Below are 19114 nucleotides of genomic sequence, written 5' to 3'. Positions count from 1 at the left end.
CTACTGTCAGTCCCGATCGGCGGGCGCGTCATGCGCCAGGCGCGAGGGTCGCTTGTCCTTCTTAAGGGAGGAAAGATGGCCTTTCTTGCTCACCACGACTTTGACGCTGGATCGCGCGCCTCCAGGCGCGCCTGCTCCGCCATGTCCCATGCGCGCCTGGAGGCGCGCGGTCCATTTACGCTCGCCGAAGAAACGCCCGCCGATGTCGCGGCGCGCGAAGCTTTGCTCGACGACGCCTTCGGTCCCGCGCGGTTCTTGAAGACCTGCCAGCGGCTGCGCGACGGATCGGCGCCGGCGCCCGGCCTCGCGCTTGTCGCGACCGACAGCGTCGGCGCGCTCATCGGCACGCTGCGGCTTTGGCCGGTTCTCGCCGGCGGCCGCGCGGCGCTGCTGCTGGGTCCGCTCGCCGTGGCGGCGAGGGCGCGTTCGCTCGGCGTCGGCGGCGCGCTGATTCGCGAGTCGCTCGCACGCGCCGCCGATTTCGGCCATCGCGCCGTGCTGCTCGTCGGCGACGCCCCCTATTATGCGCGCTTTGGTTTCGAGCGCCGGTTCACCGAGCGGCTGATCATGCCGGGACCGGTCGAGCGCGCGCGCTTTCTGGGCTTGGAGCTTGTCGACGGCGCGCTATCGGCCGCGCAGGGGCGCGTGATTCCCGCGACTATGCCTGCGATCGTCTTGCCGCAGGCCGCGTGACTTTCACCAATAGGCGAGAATGCCGCGCGCCAGCGGGTAGGAGAGGCCGGCGCCAAGCGCCACGCCGGCGGCGACGTCGCTCGGATAATGGTGGGCCGTCGCGATTCGCGACCAGGCCATCGACAGCAGAAGAAGGCCGGCCGATAGCGTCGTCGCCGGCCAGGCGATGACGATGGGCGCGAGCACGCCGGTGAGCGTCATGGCGTGGCCGCTGGGGAAGGAGTGATCGTCGAGCGTCTTCAACAATGACGGCAGCCGCGCGTCGACATGGAACGGGCGTTTGCGGCCGAAGCGGCGCTTGATGATGGGATAGAGCATATGCAGCAGCGCGGCGTTCAATCCCGCGAGCGCCGCGACATGCAGCCCTTGCCAGCCGAGGCCGATGAGGACGATGGGCGCGAGGATCAGATAGATCCAGCCATTGCCGAGCTTGCTGATCGCGACGGCGAGGAATCTGCCGATCGCGGAGCGCGCCGTTCGTGAGAAGAGATGAACCGCCGCGAGGTCAAGTTCGAAGAGACGTTGGCCCCAAGTGGCGGCGACGCCGATGTCTGCTTGCGGCTTTGGTGACGCGTCTCGCGTCAGCTTCGCCAGCTGGTCCGATGTGAACGCCATGACGCAAGGCTACGCGACGGACGCTGCGGTTTCGCGACGCGGAGGCTGCGTTTCGGTGACGTTGGGGTAGAGGTTGCGTGACGTTTATGTGATGATTCGGTGACGCTGCTAGAGCGCTTCCCGATCACATGGAGTCATGTGATCGATAAGAACCGCTCAAAACGTCCGGGCAGGTTCTCCTGCTCTAGGCCGGCGCGTGTTTGGCGAACGCGCTGCGAAACACCGCGTCGAAGGCGTCGGCGTCGACGTCGACCGTTTCGATCTCCACGCCGTCTTCGGCGACGCCGGAAAAGCGATATTGCGGGTCCGAGAACTCGAGACCTTCCTCGTCTTCGGCGCTCTCGTAAGGCAGCGCGATCTCGACCATCAACTGTCGCTTCAGCGACAGCGCGCGGCCGACCACCGCGTCGATGCGGCCGTCATCACTGCTGAAATAACCGTCGAGGATGATCATGCAGACGTCGGCGTTTGGCGCTTCGTCCTCCAGCCATTGCAGCGCGGCCTCGACGCTTTCGGCGATATCGATCCTGCCGGCCTCGCTCACGACGAATTGCTGCGGCTGATCGACGCCGTCGTCGGACCGCGCCACCCCGAAGGGCGTCAGCATGCGTCCGCGCGCCAGCGTCGTGACGGCTTTCGCGAAGGCCTCGCCGGCCAATGCAGCGATGGGTTCGTTCGCAGTCGATTCTGCGCCAGTGCTCATGACAATTTCCTCCGAGCGAGCGGAGTTCTGAGGATCAACAGATCAACGTCATCCGTTTCGAGATTGTTCATACTGACGTCGTCGCCTCTCGCAGCCATTTGCGTGTCTTCGCGTCCACAAGCGGCGATAGGATTTTCCGCACCCGGGCGTGATAGGCGTTCAGCCAGATGATTTCTTCCGGCGACAGCAATTTCGGCTCGACGCAATTCAAATCGAAAGGCGCAAGCGTGATGGTCTCGAAACCATACATCTCGCGTTCCGCGCCTTTGATCTCGCGCTTTTCGACGATGACGAGATTTTCAAGCCTGATTCCATATGCGCCGGCGCGGTAATAGCCGGGCTCGTTCGAGAGGATCATGCCCGGCTGCAACGGCGTCGTCCCGAGTTTCGAGATGCGTTGCGGCCCTTCATGCACCGAGAGGTAAGCGCCGACGCCATGTCCAGTGCCGTGATCGAAGTCGAGCCCCGCCTCCCACAGCGCGCGCCGCGCGAAAGCGTCCAGCTGCGCGCCCGAGACGCCCTTGGGAAAGACGGCGCGGGCGATGGCGATATGGCCCTTGAGCACGCGGCTGTAATGTTCGCGCAACTGTTTCGACGCCGGACCGACGACGACGGTGCGCGTCACGTCGGTCGTGCCGTCGAGATATTGCGCGCCGGAATCGACGAGATAGACGCCGCGACCGATCTTGAGATTGCTCGTTTCCGTCACTCGATAATGGGGGATCGCCGCATGTTCGCCGAAAGCCGAGATCGTCGGGAAGGAAATGTCGCGCAGGTCGCCGTTTTCGCGGCGGAAGGTCTCGAGCGCTTCCGCCGCGGAGATTTCGGTGAGCCGGCCCTTCGGCGCGGCTTCGGAGAACCAGGCGAGGAATCGCGTCAGCGCCGCGCCGTCGCGGATATGAGCTTCGCGCGCGCCTTCAAGCTCCCTTTCATTCTTGATCGCTTTTGGCAGCGTCGCCGGATCGTCGGCGAGACGCGGCCTGCCGCCCGCCGCGCGCAAGGTTTCGACGAGTTTCGCCGGCGCCGTCGCGGAATCGAAGAGAATGGTCGCGCCGCGCTTGCCGGCCTGCACGAGATCCTCGACGAGGCTTTCAGGCGTCTTCAGCGTCAGAAATTTTTCAAGCGCGGCGCGCACCTTCGGCGCGAGCTTCGCATCGTCGACGTAGAGCGCAGGCGCGCCGTCCTTGGGCAGCAGCGCGAAGCACAGCGGGATCGGCGTATGCGCGACATCGGCGCCGCGAATGTTGAACGCCCAGCAGATCGCATGCGGATCGGACATCAACGCCGCGTCGGCATCCTTCAGCGCGGCGCGCAGCTTCTTGATCTTGGCGCTGGCGCTCTCGCCGGCGTAACGCGCCGGATGAATCACCACCGCGCCTGTCGGCTCGGCCGGGCGATCGGTCCAAAGCGCATCGATCGGATTGGCGTCGAGCGGAACGAGTTCGATCTTCTTTTCCGCGAGAATTTTCCCGAAGCGTTCGATCTGCGGGCTGGTGTGCACCCAGGGGTCATAGCCGATGCGGGCGCCTTCGCGCGCATGTTCGCTGAGCCAGGCGGCTGGAGTCGTTTCGGCGATGTCGAGCGGCTTGAAAAGTTTCGCATCGATCTCGCCGCGCACCTGAATGACATAGCGGCCGTCGACGAAGAGCGCAGCCTCCTTCTCCAGCACGACGGCGAAGCCGGCCGACCCGGTGAAGCCGGTGAGCCAGGCGAGGCGCTCGGCGCATCTGGGCACATATTCGTTTTGATGGACGTCGGCGCGCGGAACGAGAAAGCCGTCGAGTCCTTGACGTTTCAACTCAGTGCGCAGCGCCCTGAGTCGCGCCGCGCTGTCGCCGCGCATGGCGTCGTCGACGAATGTCTGGAATTTTGCTTCGAACATGGAGCAAAGCTAGTCGCGCGCTTCCCGCATGGCAATGCTTCGCGCATCCGCTTTCCCCCTCCCCAACCCTCCTCCGCTTCGCGGGAGAGGGAGTCCGGTTCGGGTTTCGGCGAAGAACCGCACAACCTGCGTCGTTAGCGTCCCCTCTCCCGCTTTAGCGGGGGAGGGACCGGGAGGGGGCGCTGGACGCTCCGCCGCGTCTCAGCGCCAGAGTCGCCCAGCCGTCGATGTCGTCCCGCTCGGCCAGGAAAAACCCTTGGGCGCGATAGGCGTCGAGCACGCCGCGCACGTCGCGCGCCAGCAGTCCCGAAAGCACCAGCTCCGCGTCAATCGTCGCGGCGCGGGCGATCTCTGGCGCAAGCAGGCGCAGAGGCTTCGCCAGGATGTTGGCGAAGATCAGGTCATATTGGCCTTGCAGCGACGCGTGGCGAAGCCCGGTCGCGACGACCGGGCGAACGTCGGCGCCGGCGCCATTGGCGCTTGCGTTGGCCGAGGCTGTCGCCACGGCGACGGGATCGATATCGCCGCAGGCGACGCGCTGGTGAAAGAGCCGCGCGGCGGCGATCGCCAGAACGCCGGTGCCGGTTCCGACATCTAGAATGCGGCGTGGGCGCCGACGCTTGGCGATTCTTTCGAGCGCCTTGAGGCAACCCAGCGTCGTGCCGTGATGGCCGGTGCCGAAAGCGAGCGCCGCCTCGATCTCGACGCCGATGTCGTTCGCGCGCCGCCGGCCCCGATCATGCGCGCCATGCACCAGCACCCGGCCGGCGCGGACCGGGGCCAATCCGGCAAGAGCATTTTCTACCCAGTCCTGTTCGGCGACAGTCGAAAAGCGCGCCGCCCGCGCCGTTTCGGCGTCGGCGGCGGCCTCGATCAGGGCGCGGATCTGCGCTTCGTCAGGCGCCCCCGCGAAATAGACCTCGACGGACCATTGGGGGCCGTCATCCACCTCGAAGGCGGCGGCGGCGGTCTCTGTCGGCTCGAAGGTTTCGACGATGAGGTCGGCGACGGCGCGGGCGCGCTTTTCGTCGCAATCGAGGCGCAGCATGTGGCTGGCGTTATTGGGGGGAAGGCCTTCAAGCATGCGCGCGCTTACCACGGCCGGGGCGCGCGCGTCACCTTTCGCTGGGCGCCAGCCGCCTGTATTGTCGCGCTAGAGGCTGGTTCCAACGAGTTGAAGGCGTGAATGACCGAAAGACTGTCGATTTGTCTGATCGGCCCGAAGAAGGGCGGCAAGTCGTCGCTGCTCGCCTCGCTCGTCGACTGCGTCGCGCAAAGCGCCTTTGGCTATTCGCCGCGCCTGCGCCCCGCGCTGCAGCCCATCACCGAGGCGGAATATTTCGCCGAGAGCGCCGAGCCGAAGAAAGCCAATCTGCTGTCGGTCGAACAGGGCGACTATGAGCGGCTGCGGCGCGAATTCGCCGAGGGCGGCCTCGCCACCGACACGCTCGACACCTACGAGTATCGCTTCCGCCTGACGGTCAACGGCGAAGCCCCGCCGGCGGCGGTGCTACGGGGTCCCTGGCTTCTGGAGATCATCGACTCGGCGGGCGAGATCGCCGTGCCGCCGGACGGCGCCGAAGTCGCGATCCTCAACGACGTCAAAGCCAAGCTCGCCAGGCAGATGCTTGAGGCGGACGCGATCGTGATCGTGCTGCCGCTGGTGCGGCTCGAGGATTCCGGCTGGTCGGGCAATCTCGCGCGCCTCATCGACCGATTGGCGCTGGCGCCTGAGAAAAAGCTCAAGCGGCTCGTCGTCGTTTTCTCCCAATATGAGCGCTTGTTCGCGCGCCTCGGGCCGAGCGCCTTCACCTATGCCTGCGATCCGGCGGTGGCGCTGCACGCCTTGCGCAAATCGCTGCGCGCGGCGCAGTGGCTGGATCGGCTGCGGGCTCTGGAGGCGCCGAACGGCGGCGCGTCGGTGCGCTTCACGGTTTGCTCGGCCTATGGCTTCGTCAAGCGCTTCCAGAATCCTAACATCGATCCGCATCAGCCAGGCGAGCGCCGCTTTCGTCGCGCGGGCCTCGAAGGCGCCCGCGCCTATAATGAATATTGGCGGCCGTTTCTCACCGCCGAGCCGTTTCTCTACGCCGCGCTTGGCCTCGACAGCGCCTTCACCTTCTCCTATGCGCAGCTCGACGCGCGCATCGAGGAGATCGCCTGAAGCGCTGCCCGGTCACAGGAATCATGTGATCGATGAGGAATCGCTCAAATCAAAATATTGGAGCAGGTCCTCATCGAAAAAGTCTCTCAACTTTTTCGGGACCTGCTCTAAAGCGAATTTTCGTCAATTCTTGCTTAAGGCTCTGGGCATAGGGTGATCGGGCGGATTTCCCGCGCGAAAGGACGCGCGATGCGCATAGCTGCGCCGAATGGCGACGAAACGGCCGAGATCTCTCTCGAGCGGCTGCATTATGGGAAGCTCGCTTTTGGCGCGACGCTGCGCGTGCCGGCGACTGCGGGCTATGGCGTGACCTTGCGCAGCTGCAATCTGCAGCCGGCCGACGACCGGCTGCTTTCGCCGCCGCGTCTGATGGCGCTTCGCCGCTTCGAGCCTGACCTTGTCGATCCTGCGTCTCGACGACGCGGCTCCTTCATCGCGCGGGTCGCCCCGGAGCCCAATTCTCGGCGCGCGATTTTTCTGCGTGCCCGCTTCCGGCCTGAAGACGGCGAAAGCGGCCACGGACGCCTCTATCAGCAGAGCGCCGTCTGGAGCGTGAGCGCGGCGGACTGGCGCCAACATCCGGCGGCGCTGCTCGCCATGGCGGACTCCGAACTCGACGCGCGACCGGATCTCGTGACCGAAGACGAGGCGACGCGCTACAACGCCGCGCCGGCGCGTTACCTCGTTCGCTTCATCGATCCGCGGGATGTCTGGAGCGCGCTCGAGGATGCGCTGAAAGCGACCCATTGGGCGACGCCGACGCTCGAATTTCTGGCGCGGGGCGCCGAAACGGGCAAAGACGCGACGCTGACCTTTGGCGCGGACGATTTTGCGAGTGAAACCGAGTTTCTCGGCGCTGTCGGCCTCGCGCTGCAGTTTTTGCCGTCGAGCTATCCGCGCTGGCGCGAGATCAGCGTCGTTTCCGGTCTGCTTCACGCGCCGCAGGGTCTTTGCCTGCGCTACCTTCCGTCGCTACGCGCGGCCGCGCGCGCAACTCCCGTCGCCGCCTGAACTAGCTCAAAAGCAAAATGTTGGAGCAGGTTCTCATCGAAAAAGTCTCTCTACTTTTTCAGAACCTGCTCTAACCGGGCGCGCGCCTGTCCATCGGGCTCGGTTCAGAGATCAGATAGCGCTCGAGCGCGCCGGAGCGCCTCCGCGGCAGGTTTGCGGCGCCGGCGTCCGCGTAATAGGCGCGGGGGCCGCTGGCGAGGACGCCGTCGGCGGCGTAATGCAGAGCGCGGGCGGCGCGCGGCTTCAGCGCCGCGAACAGCCGCGCCTCAATCTGCCCGACGGTGATATTGTCGACGAGATAGGCCCCCTTGCGGTCGACGTGAGCGATTTCGTCGCGCACGAGCCGATTGAGGATGGCCATGATATTGTCGCGCACATTGGGCGGCAGCGCCGCCATTGCTTCGGCGTCAGGGTCGATCTCGCTCATGTCGCCGTGAACGGGCCGCGCCGCGCGCAGCACCGCTTTCATCGCACGGATGTCGACCGGCTGCTCCTCGTCGTCGGAAAGATCGATCGGCGCGGCGAACTGACGCCGCTCGCGCGCCTCATAGCCGCGTTTGAAAATCTCCGACAGAAATTTCATGATGAACAGAAATGCGTCCTGCGCCATCGCGACGCCGATCGCCATCGTCGAATCGGGGGTGAAGCTCCAGAAGGCTTCGCGCGCCAGTTCGAATTTATTGCGCTCGGAACTGTGCGTGCGCAGATAAGCGTCGCTTTTTTTCAAAAGCTCGCGCACCTCGTCGTCTGTCAGCCCAGCCGCCTTGCCGGAGACGACGCAAGCGTCGACGAGGGTTTTGGCGTCGTTGAAGCCGTTTGCCGCGGCGCCCCTGTCAGACGGCGGCGCCGAGCGGATCTTGGCGACAATCACTGAGAGTTCGTCGCGCAGCCCGGCTTCCAGCCCGCATTTTTTATCAAAGGCCGCGCGCGCCGCGATCGTGTCGTCGCGCGCCGAGAGCAGATCGCGCGCCTCCCCCTGCGGTTCGCAGGTGAAATCGCGCGGCACGCTTCCCGGCAACGCATTGGATTGCCGCGCCGCCGCGAGAATCGGTTCGCATAGGGGCTTCGCTTCGCGCACGGCGCGCCATGTCGGCTCTAGGCGCAGCTGGTCGCGCAGCGCGGCGAGATCGCGCAACGTCGCGTCAAGATCGAGCGCGGCTTCGCCCTTCGGCATCGGCCGGCCGGAAGCGGCGCTCGCGGTCTCGGCCTTCTGTTTGAGCGTGATCGTCTGGGCGTTGAGCCCGTCGCGCCGCTTCACCGCGTTGGCGCGTTCGTTGGCGGGGCCGGCGAGCGTCTGCCTGAGCGCCGACACGCGTCGCATCGCTTCCGCGGCCTTCTCCTGATGCGCGCGGCAATTGGGGCCGCAGGTTGCGCCCAGCCCATCGAGCCCGTGCGCGGCGTCGACGGCGAGCTGTTCTTCCTGACGCGCCGCGGCGGCCATCGACGTCATCTCGTCCTGCTTCGCTTTGATGATGACGTCGAGCTCGGCGATGCTGCGCTCAAGCGCCTCGATGTCGCGTCGCGCATCCTCGAGCTGACGCATCGCCGCCTGCGCGCTTTCCATTTCCAGCGCGGCCTGGCTCGCGGCCTGCGCGATCACCGCCTGCTGCGCCTCCTGTCGCTTGCGAATGGCGTCGCGCAGGGCCGGCCCGGCCTGCCGAGCGGTGTTGATAAGGCCGTCGATCGAATCGAGATAGGCCTTGTAGCTGGGCGCCGCGGCGATGCGCGCCGACGCCGCTTCATAAGCGGCGGCGATGTCCTTCGTCGCCGGCAGCAGGACTTCCGTCGCAAGCTCCATCGGCTGCAGCTCGGCGACGATCTTGCGCGAGGAGAGCTTGAAGATGTTGTTGTAGTAATAGGTGAATGAAAAAAAGGCGGAGATCGAGAAGACGAAGGCGAAGACCAGCGCCGTCACGCCGGTCTTGATGATCATGCGTTCGCGAGCCATGCGCCGCCGCGCGATCAGCGCCGCAAGATCGACGCCCAGCGACCAGGATGTTGAGGCGAGCATGGTGAGGACGGCGGTCGTCGCGATCAGCGTGCCCGCGATCCCGATCACGTCTCCGGGCTCCCGCTGCATGATGTCGATCATGCCGGACGAGGTTGTGTAGAAGACCCAGCCCAGAACGGGCAGGGCGGCGGCCATCCCGACACGGCCGAGGTTGAGATCGCCGCTCCACAAGCGCGACAGCGGCGAAATCAGAGCGTCGAAAAGACCGAAGCGCCGCTGCGGGGCCGAGGCGTCGACGACGCGCGCCTGCTGCGCGGAGACGGTCATCGCGCGGACGCTCTCGACGCTGGAACCAGCCGGCTGCGCATGTCCGCTCCCTTGAAAAGCAATGTCGGGTTGGTGACGTTGCCGGCGAATTGAGACGGATTTGCGCCTCGGCGCAAGGGCGGACCGCCGCTGCGGCGCAGCGCGTCGGCGGCGCTCCCGGCGGATGCGCGCCGCTTATCGGACCTGGTGGTGCGGCGCGGCGCCCCCGCTTCCCCTTCCCGAATGATTCGTGCTAGACGGCGAGATTATTGTCTGCGGCTGGGCCGTTCGGCCGCGACTCGCGCTGACGGGCCTTGAACCCGTCAAGTCATCAAGGGGTCAGCCGTGGCCATTCCGTTCCGCTATATCGCAAAAATTGGCGCGTATCTCGTCAAGCAGCACCTCTTGGGCGTGCGGCGCTATCCGCTCGTGCTCATGATGGAGCCGCTGTTCCGCTGCAATCTGGCCTGCGCCGGCTGCGGCAAGATCGATTACCCCGATCATATCCTCAACAAGCGGCTTTCGGTCGAGGACGCGCTGCGCTCGGTGGACGAATGTGGCGCGCCGGTGGTGGTGGTCGCTGGCGGCGAGCCGCTTCTGCACAAAGACCTCCCTCAGATCGTCGAAGGCATCGTCGCGCGGCGTAAATTCGCGATCGTCTGCACCAATGCGCTGCTGCTCGCCAAGAAAATCGACCACTTCAAGCCGAGCCCCTATTTCACCTGGTCGATCCATCTCGATGGCGACAAGGAGATGCACGACCGCGCGGTCTGCCAGGACGGGGTCTACGAGCGCGCCGTCGAGGCGCTCAAACTCGCCAAGTCCAAGGGCTTCCGCGTCACCACCAACAGCACCTTCTTTTCCGACGCCGATCCCGAGCGCGTCGCGAAATTCCTCGACGCGACGACGGCGCTCGGCGTCGACGGGATGACGCTTTCGCCGGGTTACGCTTATGAGCGGGCGCCGGATCAGACTCACTTCCTCAATCGCACCCGCACCAAGGAATTGTTCCGCGCCATTCTGCGTCGCGGCCGGGGCGGGAAAGCTTGGGGACTCACCCAGTCGACGCTGTTCATGAATTTCCTGGCCGGCAATGTGAGCTATCGCTGCACCCCCTGGGGGATGCCGCTGCGCACGGTGTTTGGCTGGCAGCGTCCCTGCTATCTGCTCGGCGAGGGCTATGTGCCGACCTTCAAGCAGCTGATGGAGGAGACCGATTGGGACGCCTACGGCGTCGGCAATTACGAGAAATGCGCCGACTGCATGGTGCACTCCGGCTTTGAGGCGACCGCCGTCGCCGATTCGGTTCGCCGGCCCTGGCGGGCGGCCGCCGTCGCGCTCTTTGGGGTGCGCACCGAGGGGCCGATGGCGCCTGACGTCTCGCTCGAGAACCAGCGCCCGGCCGAATATGTCTATGACGAAAATATCGCCAGGCTCTCAGAGATCCGCGAGCACGAGGCGCAGCAGCGGGCCGAGCAACGGTCCACAGCGGCTTAGCGAGACGAAGGCGGCGCGGGAGTCGAGGCCCGCCCGAATCATGCCGCCAAGTTGATGCGGCCCGCGGATCAGCTCGCGGGCGACGCCGAGGGCGTGAATGTCGCCTTCAGGCGTCAGCGCTTTGGCGACGAGCGGCGGCAGCGCGCGCGCCGCCGGATCGCTGATCGCGCGCAGCGCGACGAAAGGAATGTCGCGCCGCCGCGCGAATTCTTCGGCAAGATGCGATTCCATGTCGACCGCGACAGCTTGCGCGCCTTCACGCAGCGCCGCCTTGGCGCCCGGGTTCATCGCTGGCTCGTCGACGCCGATGATCGCCCCCGGCGTAACCTTGCAGCCGGCGGCCGCGGCGCCTTTCATCAGCACGGACGAGAGACGCGAATGGGTGTCACGCCGCGCGACTCCGCCGACAATGGCGTCGGCCACGACCACATGGCCCGGCCGCAGCGCGTAATCGAGTCCGCCCGCGAGTCCGAAGCTGACGACGGCGGAAAAATCAGTGCCGCCAAGCTGTTCGAGCGCCTGCCGCAGGCGCCCGACATTCGCGCCGCTGCACAGCGTCGTGACGCCTTCGCCGGCGGCGCAGGCGGCTTCGCGCTTCATGCCGACGATGACGAGAATCGGCGCGAGGGCGCTTAGTTCGGCGGTCTTTCTACGGCCAGTCGCGCGCGCCATTGCTCCCCCGGCCGAGGCCGTATCAGCTTCATTGAAGGAATGCTTTTAGAGCCCGACCTGCACGCGCTTGCTGTTGACGCGCCTCAGATTGCGATAGCGCGCGAGCGCCCAGAGCGGGAAAAATTTTCCATAGCCATGATAGCGCAGATAGAAGACGCGCGGAAAACCCGTCGCGGTGAATCGCGCCTCATTCCACAGGCCGGCGTCGTTCTGCGTCGATTGCAGATAGGCGATACCCCGCGCGACCGCCGGATGGTCGACGTCGCCCGCCGCCATCAGCCCGAGCAGCGCCCAGGCGGTTTGCGAAGAGGTCGATGGGGATTTTTCATAGCCCTTGTACTCGAGCTTGTAGCTCGCGAGGTCTTCGCCCCAGCCGCCATCTTCGTTCTGGATCGCGACGAGCCAGGCGACGGCGCGACGGTAAGCGTCATGGTCATGCGGCAGGCCGACGGCGTTGAGCGCGCACAGAGTCGACCAGGTGCCGTAGATGTAATTCGCGCCCCAGCGGCCGAACCAGCTGCCGTCCTTTTCCTGCTCTTTGAGCAGATAGTCGACGCCGCGCTTGAGACATTCGCTCGAGTCGATCGTATCGCCGAGCTGCGCCAGCATGGACACGCAGCGCGCGGAGACGTCCGCCGTCGGCGGATCGAGCAGCGCGCCGTGATCGGCGAAGGGGATGTGATTCAGATAATGGCATGTGTTGTCGGCGTCGAAGGCGCCCCAGCCGCCGTTCTTCGACTGCATGCCGATGATCCACTCCTTGGCGCGGGCGATGCGTTCGTCATAGGGACGCGACGCGTCATTCGCCGTGAGGCGATCCATCGCCGTCACGACGACGGCCGTGTCGTCGACGTCCGGATAATAGGCGTTGGCGTATTGGAAGGCCCAGCCGCCGGGCCGAACGTGCGGCCGCTGCGCCGCCCAGTCGCCATTGACGTCGAGCACCTGTAAGGGCGCGAGCCATTCGCAGGCCTGGCGCGCCTGTTCGCGCGCGTCTTCGTCGCCCGTCTCAAGCAGCGTGTGCGCCGTCAGACAAGTGTCCCACACCGGCGAAACGCAGGGCTGGCAGTAGACTTCCGCGTCGTGCACGACGAGCAGCCGTTCAATCGCCTCGCGCGCCTGCTTCTTACGCGCGTCGGCGTCCGGCACGCCGAGCACGTCATACATCAGCAGGCTGTTGACGATCGACGGAAAGATGCCGCCCAGTCCGTCGACGCCATTGAGGCGCTCGGTCGTCCAGTTCATGGCAAGTTCGATCGAGCGCTCGCGCGGGCCGCTGGGCATGTGCGGCTCAAGCAAACGCAGCAGCTTGTCGATCTGCCCGAAAATATTCGCCCACGGCCAGGTCTGGTGTTCGCCCCTGGGCCACACCTTCACCTCTTCCGGCGGCGTCGTGAAGAGTTCGGCGATGTGGATGTTCCTCGGGTTCTTCGCGCGCGGCTTTTTCGTCATCAGCACCAGCATCGGCACGAGAACGGTGCGGCCCCAATAGGAAATCTTGTCGAGGTGGAAGGGAAACCACTTCGGCAGCAGCATGATTTCGACCGGCATCACCGGCACGCCGCGCCATGGAATTTCGCCGTAAAGCGCCAGCAGAGAACGCGTGAACACATTGCTCTTGGCGGCGCCGCCATAGGCGAGGATCGCCGCGCGCGCGCGCGCCATATGCGGCGCGTCGACGTCGTCGCCGATCATCTTGAGCGCGAAATACGCTTTCACGCTGGAGCTGATGTGGAAAGGCCCGTCTTGATAGAGCGGCCAGCCGCCGTGATCGCCCTGACAGCGGCGCAGATAAACGGCGATCTTGCGCTCGAGTTCGGCGTCGACCGGCTCGGCGCGGAAATGGCGCATCAGCACATATTCAGCCGAGAGGCTGGTGTCGGCTTCGAGCTCGAAGCAGAAATGTCCATCGCCCTTGCCAAGCGACAGCAGCGCGCGCTTGGCGTTCTGAATGCTCGTCTCCAGCGCCTCGGTGGAAACGGCGGCGAAATTGGCGTCAATACGCGCGGCGGCGTTCATTGCAATCCCTTTGTATGTGCGGTCACGCGACGCTGAGCGTCGCGGACTTCGCCGACTCATGATGCGGCTTCACGACGATCTCGACGTCCTGCCCCAGTGCGACGAGAAAACGCATCAGCCTTTCCAGCGAAAACTGCCGGAAATCGCCGTGCAGCAGCTTCGACACGTCGGGCTGCTTCACGCCGAAGAGCTTCGCGGCTTGCACCTGTTTCAACCCGCGCTCCTTGAGCAGCGCTTCGATCTTGCGAACGAGCTGCGCCTTGAGGAGGTTGTCGTCGGGCGCCGGCTTGGCGGCGGGAGAGTCTTCGGTCATTTCGGGTTCGGGAAATGTGGTTGACGCCCATTTCGCGCCGATCTGCGTCAGCTATAGTGAAATGACTATATCGTCAAGTCGCGTCTGGCTCGTCGATTGCTACAGGAACGGGCAAGGGCGCCTTGCGCCGGTGCGGCGTGCGACTTTGTCCGAAAGGTGAGCCGATGGACGAACTCTATGTGATTTGTCGGACAGACGAGATCGAGGACTCCGAGGCGACGGGATTCGTCCTGATGCGCGCCGAGGCGAGCGGCGACGCCGCCCCTTATCCGATCCTGATCACGCGCAAGGGCAACAACTTCTATGGCTTCGAGAACGCCTGCCCGCATGAAGGCGAGCGGCTCGACGTCAATCCCGGCCAGTTCATGGACGAGGAAGGCAATTTTCTCGAATGCGGCAGACATCATGCGCAGTTCGACATCGACACCGGCCACTGCTTCATCGGCCCCTGTCAGGGCCAACGGCTGACGCCGATCAAACTCGTCGTCGACGAGGGCGACGTCTGCCTCACCGGCGTGCTGCTCGCCGAAGAATGAAAGGCGCTCTATGACCGATATGGCGGAACTGCAGAAGCGTAAGCAACCGCTCAATCTCGCGATCGTGCACGTCGACCCCGACGCTTTCATCGCGAATTATGTGCCGTGGCTCGAGATCACGAGTTTCATCACGGCGCTGCGCGCGGGTGACGTCGAGGTCCCCGCCGACGGCGCGACGCCGAAGCTGGCGCCGCAGCAGATCAAAGGCGCGGCGGCGGTGAATTACGGGGGAGACGCGCTCTTCGCCTTTTGCATGGCGGCGGCGCTGAAAGGCGACAAGGCCGCCGTTGAAAAGGTCGACGCGGCGCTCACCGAGCAACTCGGCCAGGAGTATCCAGGGTCGACGGCGCTGTGGAGTTTCCGTTCGCCCATCGCCTCGCCGATGAGCCTCGAAGATCATGTCGGGCAGGCCGCGCAGAAAATGCTCGCGGGCGACATCCCGCCGCCGCCCATGCGCGCGCGCGAAAACTGGAACGCCGGCCTGCGCTTCTTCGAAAAGGCGCGCAAATCGAATTTCGTGAACGAGATCGTCTATCCGCTGGCGTTGTGGACGCGCGCCAAATGGACGGAAACGCTGGAAAAGGGCGTCGCCTTCATGGCCCATATCGAGGATAGCGTGCCGGAGTTGCAGGAATGCCTCGCCGAGACGCGCAACGATCAGGCCTTCATCGCCAATATGCTGCTGAAGATGGCCCCGGCGATCGAGACCGATCTCACGGACGAGATGCAGGGGTTCCTGCGTTCGCTTTCGCGGCGGGTGTAGGCCGCGCCATGGCGCCGCGACGATGCGCCATTGTAAAAACTGCCGATGTTTTCGCCGGGCGAAACGAAGTCTTAACCATCGGCCGCCGATGGTCATTTGAACGGAGCGAGAGGAGTAAGCATGGCTACGAACACGGAAGGCGAACGCGCACTGGCCGACCTCGAGGCCGGCAAGTTTTCGTTCCCGATGGTCGACTCCATCAGGGATCATGTGAATCAGCTCGAGGCTGAGGTGCAGCGCGTCAGGACGGAGCTGCAGCGCGTCAATTCGCTGCATGAGGGCGCCGTCAACCAGCTCAGGCAGCAGGAGTTTACGATCCTGCGGCTCGAAGGCGAGCTGCGCAAGCTGAACGCCAGACTCTACGCCCTGCTGAAGGCCAATGTTCTGACGGAGATCGCCCTGCGCGAGACGAAGCGCGGCGCCGTGAAATTCGTCGAATTTCTCCCCGTCGCGCGCAAGCATGCCGAGGAAAGTTCGAAGGCGGCGCTGGCCTATCTTTCGACGATCGATCTTCAGGCCAAGGTCGAGGCGATGAAGGCGCATCCGCTGACCGAGAAAACGCTCGCCTGGCTTGCGACTCTCGATCTGCGCGCCGAGTGGACGAAGCTGAAGACGCATCCGCTGACGACAAAGGCCGTCAGCGAGCTGCGGCCGGCCCTTCTCAAGGCGAAGGACAATCTGCCGGTCGTGCAGAAGCGAATCGGCGCGCTCGTTGAAAAAGCGACGGCCTATATCGCCGAGCTGCAAAAGAAGGCTGCGTGAGTGCGACGTGCGGGCAGGGCGCAAAGTGCGCCCGCCCTCAGCGCGCATATGATCTCAACGCACTCCTGCATCTATAGACGACAGAAGCGCCATCGAGAGTTAATGCGTGCGACTGAAGTTTACGCCGGCGTGCGCGCGGGCTTGACCGGTCCGACATCGACCTGAATCTCGTCGCCCTCGACTCGCAGCGCATAGGGGTGGAGCGTATTGCGGACGAGATGCGTCACGCATTTGCCGCTTGTGCTGTCGAACCCCCATTGGTGGTGCGGACAAATGACGGTCTGGCCGTTGAAGGTCGCTTCGCTCAACGGCATGTCGGCATGCGGACAGCGCCCGCGATAGGCCTTGAGTTCGCCGCCGGTCGGCCAGACCAGGAGCACGCTCTTTTTGCCGGCGTGAAAGAGGCCCATGCCGCCTTCGCTCACGGAGCCGGTGTTACAGATCGCGGTGAACGCCATCGTGATCGCCTTAAAGAATCAACATAGACAGGCGATAGCAAGTTACGGACCAGCGAAACCCTGCGACTCGGCGACGCGCGAGGCGAAAGGGCGACGATCGCATAAGCATTTTTCTGGTGCGGGCGGCCGGAATCGAACCGGCACAGGCCTTTCGGCCCTACGGATTTTAAGTCCGTTGCGTCTACCAGTTTCGCCACGCCCGCGGAGCGCTCGTTTATAGGGGCGCTGACCCGACGCCGCCAAGCGGATTATACGCGCCGTCGTCGCCGGCCCTCGGGCTTGGCGTCGGGCGTGCCGATCGGCGCCTGAAACGACAGGCCCGTGTCCCAGGGGAAGAAGATCCAGGTGTCCTGCGAGACTTCGGTGACGAAGGTATCGACCATCGGCAGGCCCTGCGGCTTGGCGTAGACAGTGGCGAAATGCGCATTCGCCAGCGTGTCCCGCACGGCTTTCGCCGTGGCGCCGGTGTCGACGAGATCGTCGATGATGAGCACTTCGGAGCTTGGCCGCGCGAGAATCGTGTCGGTCAGAGGCTTGAGCACCTGGATCTCGCCGCGCTCCGTTTCCTCGTGATAGCTCGCGACGCAGATCGTTTCGATGACCCTTATGCCGAGCTCGCGCGCCACGATCGCCGCGGGCACCAGACCGCCGCGCGTCACCGCCACAATCGCCGAGAATCCGCCGATAGAAGCGAGACGCCAGGCGAGCGCGCGCGCGTCGCGGTGAAAAATGTCCCAGGAGACCGGAAAGATCTTGTCGGACCCGTACATCAGCTTCAAGCCTCCCGATCACGCCGTCAGCGCGCCTTTTCCGTCGATAGCGAGGCGATCATCGCGCGCGCCGCCGCCGTCGCGCGGGCCAAGAGCGCCGCGTCGCGACTGCGCAGCACAATCTGATTCCTGAATCCGGCGCTCGTAAAGGACGGATAGGAGCCAACGCTCACGCCGTCATGGCCGCGCGCGATCGCTTCCAGTCCTGCGGCGTAGGCGCCCTCCGGGACGCCGTAAGCGTCGACCGTCTCGACGAGCACCGGCGGGCCGGCCGCGAGCCGCGGGCCGACGACGTCCATCATATTCTGCATGATCGTCGGCACGCCGGCCATGACGATGACATTGCCGATCCAGAATCCCGGCGCCTTGGAAATGGCGTTGAAAATCAGCTCCGCGCCTTTTGGAATGCGCGCCATCCGCCGGCGCGCCGGATTCAGCTCGCCTTCCGAAAAGCGTTCCCGAAGAAGCGCTATGGCGCGCGGATCCTCGCCGATGTCGACGTCAAAGGCGCGGGCGACCGCATCGGCGGTGATGTCGTCGTGGGTGGGACCAATCCCGCCGGTCGTGAAGACATAGGTGTAGCGGGCGCGCAGCGCGTTCAGCGCCTCGACGATCGCCTCCGTCTCGTCGGGCACGATTCGCGCCTCGCGCAGATCGACGCCGATCTGCGCCAGATAATTCGCGATATAACGGGTGTTCACGTCCTGCGTGCGGCCGGACAAGATTTCGTCGCCGATCACCAGAACCGCCGCGCTTGCCGGCCTGTCTCCCGCCGTTTCTTGCGCCATTACCGGCCTCCCTGTCGCCGATTATGACCATGGCGGCCGTGAACGCCAGCCCTGGCGCTCATTCCGCAGCGGCGGGCGCGACCAGGGTAAATTGCTCGACGGCGGCGGCGATGCGGTGCAGCAGACCCAGGCAGGCCGCAACGAAGACGATGTCGAGGGCCGGCGAAGCGAGGCTTGCCTCCTGCAAAATCTGCCCGAGCGCGCTCAGCAGGCTGACGCATGAAAAGGTCGAGAGGCCATTGCGACCCAGCAGGGTGAAGAACGGAAAAAGCCGCGTTTGGCTCAGTAATGCGGTGATCTTCGAGAAATGAAGCACATAAGCGAGGGCGACGAAATCGACGATTCGGACGACGCCAAGGTCCGTCTTGTCCCAGTCGAGATAGCCTCCAGCGGCGTCGACAAGCCCGGGCGCCAAGCCAAACCCATTGGAGACGATGAGCGACGAAAGGATGGTGAAGGCGAGCGCGAAGTGATAGGCGACGGCGTGATAAGGCACCCCCCGCGTTTTGAGCGCGCCGCCGCAGTAGATCCCCAGGGCGAACATGAATTGCCAGGCGAAGGGATTGAAATACCAGTAGCCGGGCTCCGGCCAGGTGGGAACGTTGAACCCCAGCAGGCGCGCGGCCGCGTAAAGCAAAGCCGAGGCGGCAAGCATGCGCAGCCTGCCGCGCAAAGCGAAGGCCAAGAACGCCGGCGCAAGCGCAACCAGGACGATATAGAGCGGCAAGATGTTGAAATAGGCGACCTGGTGACTGAGCGCGAGAATGCCGGCGACGCCCCGCGTCGGATCGGCGAAGGGCGCGGCGCGGCTGTTGTCCGACCCCAGGAAATCCCAGGGCGTGAAATAGGTTGCGACGCCATAGAGCGCCAACGCCGTCGCGGTCAGAGCGAGATGGGCGCCATAAAGGCGCAAAGCGCGGGCGCTGAGCGACGCCGCCGCGTCGATGACATTGCGCCTGAATTTCTCGCCATAGGCCAGGGCGATCGACACGCCTGAAAGAAAGACAAATCCTTCCGCTGCGTCAGAGAAGCCGAAATTGCGCGGCGTGATTGCGCCAAGCACATTGCCTGGAATGTGGTTCACCAGGATGATCGCGAGGGCCGCGCCACGCCAGAAATCTATTCCCTCGACTCGTTTTCCCTGCACGCGCTTTTCACGCCCTTCTGTGCTGCGCCGCGCCACAGTAGCAATCCGCATTAGCAAGCCACAT

General features: G+C 64.8%; 19 protein-coding genes and 1 tRNA gene. 7 read left to right on the top strand and 13 right to left on the bottom strand.

Annotation, left to right across the window (positions count from 1 at the left end; all coding sequences use genetic code 11):
- Window positions 1–75: 75 nt before the first annotated feature.
- Entirely contained in the window at window positions 76–693 is a 618-nt protein-coding gene (locus IYY11_RS11135; RefSeq protein ID WP_196403921.1) for a GNAT family N-acetyltransferase, read from the top strand.
- Window positions 694–696: 3 nt separating this feature from the next.
- Here the strand turns inward: IYY11_RS11135 and IYY11_RS11130 are convergent, their stop codons facing one another.
- From IYY11_RS11130 to IYY11_RS11115, 4 genes are all read right to left on the bottom strand, one after another.
- Entirely contained in the window at window positions 697–1308 is a 612-nt protein-coding gene (locus IYY11_RS11130; protein ID WP_196403920.1) for a phosphatase PAP2 family protein, read from the bottom strand.
- Between the two features lie 184 nt (window positions 1309–1492).
- On the bottom strand, window positions 1493–2011 hold the full coding sequence (locus tag IYY11_RS11125; protein ID WP_196403919.1) for a hypothetical protein: 519 nt from the start codon (window positions 2009–2011) through the stop codon (window positions 1493–1495).
- 67 nt (window positions 2012–2078) lie between these two features.
- Entirely contained in the window at window positions 2079–3893 is a 1815-nt protein-coding gene (locus IYY11_RS11120; protein ID WP_196403918.1) for an aminopeptidase P family protein, read from the bottom strand.
- 154 nt (window positions 3894–4047) lie between these two features.
- A complete protein-coding gene (locus tag IYY11_RS11115) occupies window positions 4048–4977 on the bottom strand; it encodes a 50S ribosomal protein L11 methyltransferase (RefSeq protein ID WP_196403917.1) in 930 nt (309 codons plus the stop codon).
- Between the two features lie 102 nt (window positions 4978–5079).
- Between IYY11_RS11115 and IYY11_RS11110 the strand changes: the two genes are divergently transcribed.
- Both IYY11_RS11110 and IYY11_RS11105 read left to right on the top strand, forming a co-directional pair.
- Window positions 5080–6057: a hypothetical protein gene (locus tag IYY11_RS11110; RefSeq protein ID WP_018407041.1), complete on the top strand. Its 978-nt coding sequence runs from the start codon at window positions 5080–5082 to the stop codon at window positions 6055–6057.
- A gap of 189 nt (window positions 6058–6246) precedes the next feature.
- Complete coding sequence (locus IYY11_RS11105; protein ID WP_196403916.1) at window positions 6247–7068, top strand: hypothetical protein; 822 nt, start codon at window positions 6247–6249, stop codon at window positions 7066–7068.
- A 70-nt stretch (window positions 7069–7138) separates the two neighbouring features.
- Here IYY11_RS11105 and IYY11_RS11100 read toward each other — a convergent pair whose 3' ends face one another.
- The gene (locus IYY11_RS11100) at window positions 7139–9346 is read right to left on the bottom strand and encodes a hypothetical protein (RefSeq protein WP_196403915.1); all 2208 of its coding nucleotides are present in this window, start codon (window positions 9344–9346) and stop codon (window positions 7139–7141) included.
- A gap of 324 nt (window positions 9347–9670) precedes the next feature.
- On the opposite strand from IYY11_RS11100, the gene hpnH reads away from it, so the two are divergent.
- On the top strand, window positions 9671–10822 hold the full coding sequence (gene hpnH, locus IYY11_RS11095) for an adenosyl-hopene transferase HpnH (protein ID WP_196403914.1): 1152 nt from the start codon (window positions 9671–9673) through the stop codon (window positions 10820–10822).
- Here the strand turns inward: hpnH and IYY11_RS11090 are convergent.
- From IYY11_RS11090 to IYY11_RS11080, 3 genes are read right to left on the bottom strand one after another with little or no spacing between them, the layout of a single operon-like run.
- Entirely contained in the window at window positions 10763–11494 is a 732-nt protein-coding gene (locus tag IYY11_RS11090) for a phosphorylase (protein WP_196403913.1), read from the bottom strand. The two genes, hpnH and IYY11_RS11090, sit on opposite strands and share 60 nt — an antisense overlap.
- A gap of 45 nt (window positions 11495–11539) precedes the next feature.
- Complete coding sequence (gene shc / locus IYY11_RS11085; RefSeq protein WP_196403912.1) at window positions 11540–13513, bottom strand: squalene--hopene cyclase; 1974 nt, start codon at window positions 13511–13513, stop codon at window positions 11540–11542.
- Window positions 13514–13535: 22 nt separating this feature from the next.
- Window positions 13536–13826 carry a helix-turn-helix domain-containing protein gene (locus IYY11_RS11080; protein ID WP_196403911.1) on the bottom strand — a complete coding sequence of 97 codons (291 nt, stop codon included), beginning with the start codon at window positions 13824–13826 and terminating at the stop codon, window positions 13536–13538.
- 164 nt (window positions 13827–13990) lie between these two features.
- Here IYY11_RS11080 and IYY11_RS11075 point away from each other — a divergent pair, with 164 nt between their 5' ends.
- The 3 genes from IYY11_RS11075 to IYY11_RS11065 all read left to right on the top strand — a co-directional run bounded on the left by IYY11_RS11075 (window position 13991) and on the right by IYY11_RS11065 (window position 15887).
- Window positions 13991–14362 (top strand): Rieske (2Fe-2S) protein, encoded by a 372-nt coding sequence (locus IYY11_RS11075; protein WP_018407047.1) that lies wholly within the window; start codon window positions 13991–13993, stop codon window positions 14360–14362.
- A 10-nt stretch (window positions 14363–14372) separates the two neighbouring features.
- Entirely contained in the window at window positions 14373–15125 is a 753-nt protein-coding gene (locus IYY11_RS11070) for a hypothetical protein (protein ID WP_196403910.1), read from the top strand.
- A gap of 120 nt (window positions 15126–15245) precedes the next feature.
- Window positions 15246–15887, top strand: coding sequence for a hypothetical protein (locus IYY11_RS11065; RefSeq protein ID WP_196403909.1), 642 nt, complete (start codon window positions 15246–15248; stop codon window positions 15885–15887).
- A gap of 119 nt (window positions 15888–16006) precedes the next feature.
- Here IYY11_RS11065 and IYY11_RS11060 read toward each other — a convergent pair whose 3' ends face one another.
- The 5 genes from IYY11_RS11060 to IYY11_RS11040 form a co-directional block, all read right to left on the bottom strand.
- Window positions 16007–16345, bottom strand: a complete 339-nt coding sequence (locus tag IYY11_RS11060; RefSeq protein WP_196403908.1) for a Rieske (2Fe-2S) protein — start codon at window positions 16343–16345, stop codon at window positions 16007–16009.
- A 114-nt stretch (window positions 16346–16459) separates the two neighbouring features.
- Window positions 16460–16548 (bottom strand) — tRNA-Leu (locus IYY11_RS11055).
- 45 nt (window positions 16549–16593) lie between these two features.
- The gene (gpt, locus tag IYY11_RS11050; protein WP_196403907.1) at window positions 16594–17115 is read right to left on the bottom strand and encodes a xanthine phosphoribosyltransferase; all 522 of its coding nucleotides are present in this window, start codon (window positions 17113–17115) and stop codon (window positions 16594–16596) included.
- A 26-nt stretch (window positions 17116–17141) separates the two neighbouring features.
- Window positions 17142–17903 (bottom strand): molybdopterin-binding protein, encoded by a 762-nt coding sequence (locus tag IYY11_RS11045; RefSeq protein WP_196403906.1) that lies wholly within the window; start codon window positions 17901–17903, stop codon window positions 17142–17144.
- Between the two features lie 58 nt (window positions 17904–17961).
- Window positions 17962–19050 (bottom strand): OpgC family protein, encoded by a 1089-nt coding sequence (locus tag IYY11_RS11040; protein ID WP_196403905.1) that lies wholly within the window; start codon window positions 19048–19050, stop codon window positions 17962–17964.
- Window positions 19051–19114 lie beyond the last annotated feature (64 nt).

It is taken from the genome of Methylocystis sp. H62 (assembly GCF_015709515.1).
Lineage (GTDB): Bacteria > Pseudomonadota > Alphaproteobacteria > Rhizobiales > Beijerinckiaceae > Methylocystis.
This window is presented reverse-complemented; position numbering and strand designations above follow the sequence as displayed.

Excerpts from the sequence above, each read along its gene's own strand:
- IYY11_RS11135 (WP_196403921.1), top strand. The coding sequence starts at position 76 with ATGGCCTTTCTTGCTCACCACGACTTTGACGCTGGATCGCGCGCCTCC.
- IYY11_RS11130 (WP_196403920.1), bottom strand. The coding sequence starts at position 1,308 with ATGGCGTTCACATCGGACCAGCTGGCGAAGCTGACGCGAGACGCGTCA.
- IYY11_RS11125 (WP_196403919.1), bottom strand. The coding sequence starts at position 2,011 with ATGAGCACTGGCGCAGAATCGACTGCGAACGAACCCATCGCTGCATTG.
- IYY11_RS11120 (WP_196403918.1), bottom strand. The coding sequence starts at position 3,893 with ATGTTCGAAGCAAAATTCCAGACATTCGTCGACGACGCCATGCGCGGC.
- IYY11_RS11115 (WP_196403917.1), bottom strand. The coding sequence starts at position 4,977 with ATGCTTGAAGGCCTTCCCCCCAATAACGCCAGCCACATGCTGCGCCTC.
- IYY11_RS11110 (WP_018407041.1), top strand. The coding sequence starts at position 5,080 with ATGACCGAAAGACTGTCGATTTGTCTGATCGGCCCGAAGAAGGGCGGC.
- IYY11_RS11105 (WP_196403916.1), top strand. The coding sequence starts at position 6,247 with ATGCGCATAGCTGCGCCGAATGGCGACGAAACGGCCGAGATCTCTCTC.
- IYY11_RS11100 (WP_196403915.1), bottom strand. The coding sequence starts at position 9,346 with ATGACCGTCTCCGCGCAGCAGGCGCGCGTCGTCGACGCCTCGGCCCCG.
- IYY11_RS11090 (WP_196403913.1), bottom strand. The coding sequence starts at position 11,494 with ATGGCGCGCGCGACTGGCCGTAGAAAGACCGCCGAACTAAGCGCCCTC.
- shc (WP_196403912.1), bottom strand. The coding sequence starts at position 13,513 with ATGAACGCCGCCGCGCGTATTGACGCCAATTTCGCCGCCGTTTCCACC.
- IYY11_RS11080 (WP_196403911.1), bottom strand. The coding sequence starts at position 13,826 with ATGACCGAAGACTCTCCCGCCGCCAAGCCGGCGCCCGACGACAACCTC.
- IYY11_RS11075 (WP_018407047.1), top strand. The coding sequence starts at position 13,991 with ATGGACGAACTCTATGTGATTTGTCGGACAGACGAGATCGAGGACTCC.
- IYY11_RS11070 (WP_196403910.1), top strand. The coding sequence starts at position 14,373 with ATGACCGATATGGCGGAACTGCAGAAGCGTAAGCAACCGCTCAATCTC.
- IYY11_RS11065 (WP_196403909.1), top strand. The coding sequence starts at position 15,246 with ATGGCTACGAACACGGAAGGCGAACGCGCACTGGCCGACCTCGAGGCC.
- IYY11_RS11060 (WP_196403908.1), bottom strand. The coding sequence starts at position 16,345 with ATGGCGTTCACCGCGATCTGTAACACCGGCTCCGTGAGCGAAGGCGGC.
- gpt (WP_196403907.1), bottom strand. The coding sequence starts at position 17,115 with ATGTACGGGTCCGACAAGATCTTTCCGGTCTCCTGGGACATTTTTCAC.
- IYY11_RS11045 (WP_196403906.1), bottom strand. The coding sequence starts at position 17,903 with ATGGCGCAAGAAACGGCGGGAGACAGGCCGGCAAGCGCGGCGGTTCTG.